The 4,384-nt window shown below is 37.5% G+C and carries 4 protein-coding genes and 1 pseudogene; 4 read left to right on the top strand and 1 reads right to left on the bottom strand.

The window, feature by feature from the left end; genetic code table 11:
- From IQ237_RS25765 to IQ237_RS25775, 3 genes and pseudogenes are all read left to right on the top strand, one after another.
- The coding region (locus IQ237_RS25765) for a hypothetical protein (protein ID WP_228020718.1) at positions 1 to 320 on the top strand (320 nt) is incomplete at its 5' end.
- 248 nt (positions 321 to 568) lie between these two features.
- A complete protein-coding gene (locus tag IQ237_RS25770; protein ID WP_194060085.1) occupies positions 569 to 2,071 on the top strand; it encodes an IS5 family transposase in 1,503 nt (500 codons plus the stop codon).
- A gap of 49 nt (positions 2,072 to 2,120) precedes the next feature.
- Positions 2,121 to 2,534, top strand: a pseudogene (locus IQ237_RS25775) (ABC transporter ATP-binding protein/permease); the annotation flags it as partial.
- 79 nt (positions 2,535 to 2,613) lie between these two features.
- On the opposite strand, the gene IQ237_RS25780 reads toward IQ237_RS25775, so the two are convergent.
- Positions 2,614 to 3,441 carry a carbohydrate ABC transporter permease gene (locus IQ237_RS25780; protein ID WP_194060087.1) on the bottom strand — a complete coding sequence of 276 codons (828 nt, stop codon included), beginning with the start codon at positions 3,439 to 3,441 and terminating at the stop codon, positions 2,614 to 2,616.
- Between the two features lie 226 nt (positions 3,442 to 3,667).
- Between IQ237_RS25780 and IQ237_RS25785 the strand changes: the two genes are divergently transcribed.
- Positions 3,668 to 4,366 carry an aldehyde oxygenase (deformylating) gene (locus tag IQ237_RS25785; RefSeq protein ID WP_194060088.1) on the top strand — a complete coding sequence of 233 codons (699 nt, stop codon included), beginning with the start codon at positions 3,668 to 3,670 and terminating at the stop codon, positions 4,364 to 4,366.
- The last annotated feature ends 18 nt before the right edge of the window (positions 4,367 to 4,384 follow it).

Genomic DNA, 4,384 nt, shown 5'->3' on the forward strand with positions numbered 1-4,384 from the left:
TGATTCTGTCTTTAGGATACCCTGTACAGATGATTCCTGTAGAGCGATGGCATTCAGAGATTTTTCTTAACAGTCAAGTGTGTGATACGGATAATTTAAGAGTTGTGTCTCATGTCATCCCCAAAACTGATGTACAAAACAGCCACGAATCCAAAATTGACTATCAAAACACTATCAATGGACTAGGAAATACTGATCTTATGTATCCCACGCTAGACCAAAAATTGCTAAAAACTTATATTTCCTACTTCATCGGTAGCGGTTTTATTGATGAACAATTGGTAACAGAGCCAATGGTATTTGGTAATAGGACTAACTAATCTATATCTACATCATTAGACATCTGGTGAAAATGATGGTAGGAAATGATGGTAGGGACAATTCATGTAGCTTGCTTCCCGCAGGGTATTCTCCCTACAAGGGTTTGGTAGTTATGCACATTTAATTAGGGGTTGCTGAATAAACTGAAAACCACTATGAATAAGGAGTTTAGGGGTCAGAAAAGAGAAACAAAGTGCAAGAAAAAAGGGTAAAATAGGTAAAAATCCTTGCATCAAGGTGCATCACAATGTATCGTAAACAAAAACAACAAGACACACCACCAGAAGAGTTTGAACTATCCTTTGGGGGGAAACTAGCAGCAGATAACCGTTGGGTAATCTTAGCGAAAATAATACCGTGGTCAGAATTTGAAGCAGAATACGCAGCCATATTTACTGAATTTTTAGGCGCACCAGCGAAAACATTTAGAATGGCATTGGGAGCATTAATAATCAAAGAGAAACTAGGGACAAGTGATAGGGAAACCGTAGAACAGATTAGAGAAAACCCTTACCTGCAATACTTTATAGGAATGTCAGCCTATAGTAATCATTCCCCATTTGACCCATCAATGCTAGTTCATTTTCGAGAAAGAATAGATATGAACTTAGTCAACAGATTGAATCAGAAGATAGTCAAAAATGTATTAGAAAGTCAAGCGGAGGAAGAAATAAAAGCAAAAAAGTCAGAAGTCGAGGATTCAAAAAGTGAGGTGAAGAATCGAGGTAAATTAATATTAGATGCTAGTTGTGCGCCAGCAGACATCAGTTATCCCACAGACTTAGGATTATTAAATCAAGCCAGAAAGCACACAGAAATAATTATAGATATATTATATAACTCTGTAAAAGTAAAAAATAGCAACAAACCAAGAACCTACAGAAAAATAGCAAGAAAGGAATATTTAATAGTAGCCAAAAAAAAGAAAGTCAAAACCGATGAAAGAAGAAAAGCTATCAAGAAACAACTGCAATATATCAAAAGAAACCTAGCGCACATTCAAGAGCTAATGAATGCAGGTGCGTCACTCTTAGAATTGAGCAACAGACAATATAAAATGTTGCTAGTAGTGGCAGAAGTTTATCGTCAACAACTATGGTTATATGAACATGAGAAACGGAGTATAGAAGACAGAATTGTCAGTTTAAGTCAACCGCATATTCGTCCGATAGTCCGTGGTAAAGCCGCTAAAAACACGGAATTTGGGGCAAAGTTTTCAGCTAGTTGCTTTGATGGCTATGTGTTTTTAGACCAGATTAGTTGGGATAATTTTAATGAATCAGGTGACTTAAAATCACAGGTTGAAGCTTACAAAAATTTTACCGGATATTATCCTGAATCTGTTCATGTTGATAAAATTTACCGCAACAGGGAAAATAGAGATTGGTGTAAAGAAAGAGGAATTAGAATTAGTGGTCCGCCACTGGGTAGACCACCTAAAAATGTCAGCAAAGAAACAAAGAAACAAGCTATTGATGATGAACGGATTCGTAATTCTATTGAAGGTAAATTCGGACAAGGTAAACGAAGATTTAGCCTGGGTAGAGTCATGGCTAAATTGCCTCATACTTCTTTAACTTCGATTGCTATTTCCTTCTTGGTTATGAATCTTTCTACCCTGTTATCATGGCTTTTGTGGGGATTTTTTTGTCAATTTTTCAAAATTACGTCTTTTTTCCCTTGTTTGATTAGTGAAAGTGATTATTTAGTGAATTTTAGACAACAAAATCTTATCTTTATTTCTGCTTGACTACCCACTCAATTCTCCTCAAGATTTTTTTCGACTTTTTCAGCAAACCCTAACTAATGAAGGTAATTTATATAAACAATTACAACAGACAAAAACAACGTTTATTAGTGTTGGGCATCGAGAAAGCTTATTTGATTATCACCAATGGGTCTTGGAACTTACACCTGATTCCAGTTGGCGACTTCTAACTGTACAAGATTATCGAAATCAAAAAACAATTGTCCATAACTCTCCTGTAAACACTCAAACAACGCTTAATAACCAATTAAAAAGCAAATTAGAGCCTTTGATTCAAAAAGCTACAAGTGAAGGGCTATCTCATCAAGAAATAAGCGAAATAACGTTCTATGCCATTAACACTATTAGAAGTAAAGCAAGTAAAGGAGAGCCTATTACAACTAAAGATGGCTTTATCTACCGCTATGACAAAGATCCTCATGTACTAAAATGGCTCAGAGTCTAGCGATTCTGAGAACGATTTTTTTCGGGGGAGATGGGACTGGCAATGCGGTAAGATGACCCAATGAGGTCTTGTCAGATGACTAATTCTTAATTCCCGTCGTTGCAATACCGCGAATTAACTGCTTTTGACCAATTAAAAATAACACCACTACAGGAACAGTAGCAATAGTCACTGCCGCCATCATCAACGGCCAATTGTTGGTAAACTGTTCTTGAAATTCTGCTAAAGCCAGTTGTACAGTTCTTAATTCAGGTCTGGTTGTAAATACCAAAGGTTTAAATAAATCATTCCACTCACCAATAAAAGTGAACAAAAACAGAGTTACTAAAGCCGGACGTGCTAAAGGTAACATTACCTGCCATACAATTTGCAGTCGGTTCGCTCCATCAATGGCAGCAGCTTCTTCCAATTCTACGGGAATTGTCTGGAAATATTGACGTAACAGAAAAATCCCAAAACCATTCACCGCAGTGGGTAAAATTAAAGCCCAGTAAGTATTGATCATGTTTCCCCACTTCAAAACCAGGAAAATAGGAATCACCAATAACTGAAAGGGAATGACTAAAGTGGCCAGTATAACCAGTAATATTGCTTGTTTACCCCAAAATTTCAACCTAGCGAGGGCGTAACCAGCCAGCGCGGATGTGATAATCTGAAAAGCTGTAACTGCGATCGCTACTAAGGTAGAATTAGCAAAAGCCAGTAAAAACTTGCCTCGTTCCCAAGCTTCCTGGTAATTGGCCAAAGTCCAGTTATTTTCTCCCCCAACTCCTGGTGTAGCACCCACAGGAGCAAAGGAAGTGAGAACAACCACGAATAATGGTAGTAAAACTATGAATGCTCCTAGCAGTAACAGTAAAAAGCTCCACAAGTTCGTGTTTTGCCAATTTCTGTTGAGTTTAGACATGGTTGATAACTCCAAAATCATTGGTTTTTCCTAGTCAGACTATAGAAAACGGGGAATAAAGGATGGAAATACTTGACTGTTGGTGGGGTGCTAATTGGTAAAAATTAATCTAATTACCATAACTTCTTGTTAAGTTAAATTAAACAATAGTGATGATTGCCCACAATTGAGAGGGTGAATTAAATTTCAGTAGCAAAATAATTTAGGGGTACGGAGTCAACCTACTATGCAGCAACTTGTTGAACAAACTCAAGAAATTGATTTTCAGAGCGAAAAATACAAAGATGCTTATAGCCGAATTAATGCGATTGTAATTGAAGGGGAAGAAGAAGCATATCATAATTACATCAGATTAGCTGAACTGTTGCCAAATAGTAAAGATGAACTGATCAAGCTATCAAAGATGGAAAACAAACACAAGAAAGGCTTTGAAGCTTGTGGACGCAATTTATCAGTTACTCCTGATATACAGTTTGCTAAGAAGTTTTTCTCAGGACTGCATGAAAACTTCCAAAAAGCAGCAGCGGAAGGTAAAGTTGTGACTTGTCTGTTAATTCAATCTTTAATTATTGAATGTTTTGCGATCGCAGCTTATAACATATACATTCCTGTAGCTGATGATTTTGCCCGCAAAATTACTGAAGGTGTAGTTAAAGACGAATACAGTCATCTAAACTTTGGCGAAGTTTGGCTGGAAGCAAACTTTGAAGATTCCAAAGCCGAATTAGAAGCAGCCAACCGTCAAAACCTGCCTATTGTCTGGCAAATGCTTAACAAAGTAGCTGATGACGCTAAAATCCTGGGCATGGAAAAAGATGCCTTAGTAGAAGACTTCATGATTCAATACGGGGAAGCATTAAGTAATATTGGCTTCACAACCCGTGACATCATGCGTCTTTCCGCCTACGGACTGGCAACCGTTTAGGGACACTGGGGACTGGGG

Source organism: Sphaerospermopsis sp. LEGE 08334 (genome assembly GCF_015207205.1).
GTDB lineage: Bacteria > Cyanobacteriota > Cyanobacteriia > Cyanobacteriales > Nostocaceae > Sphaerospermopsis.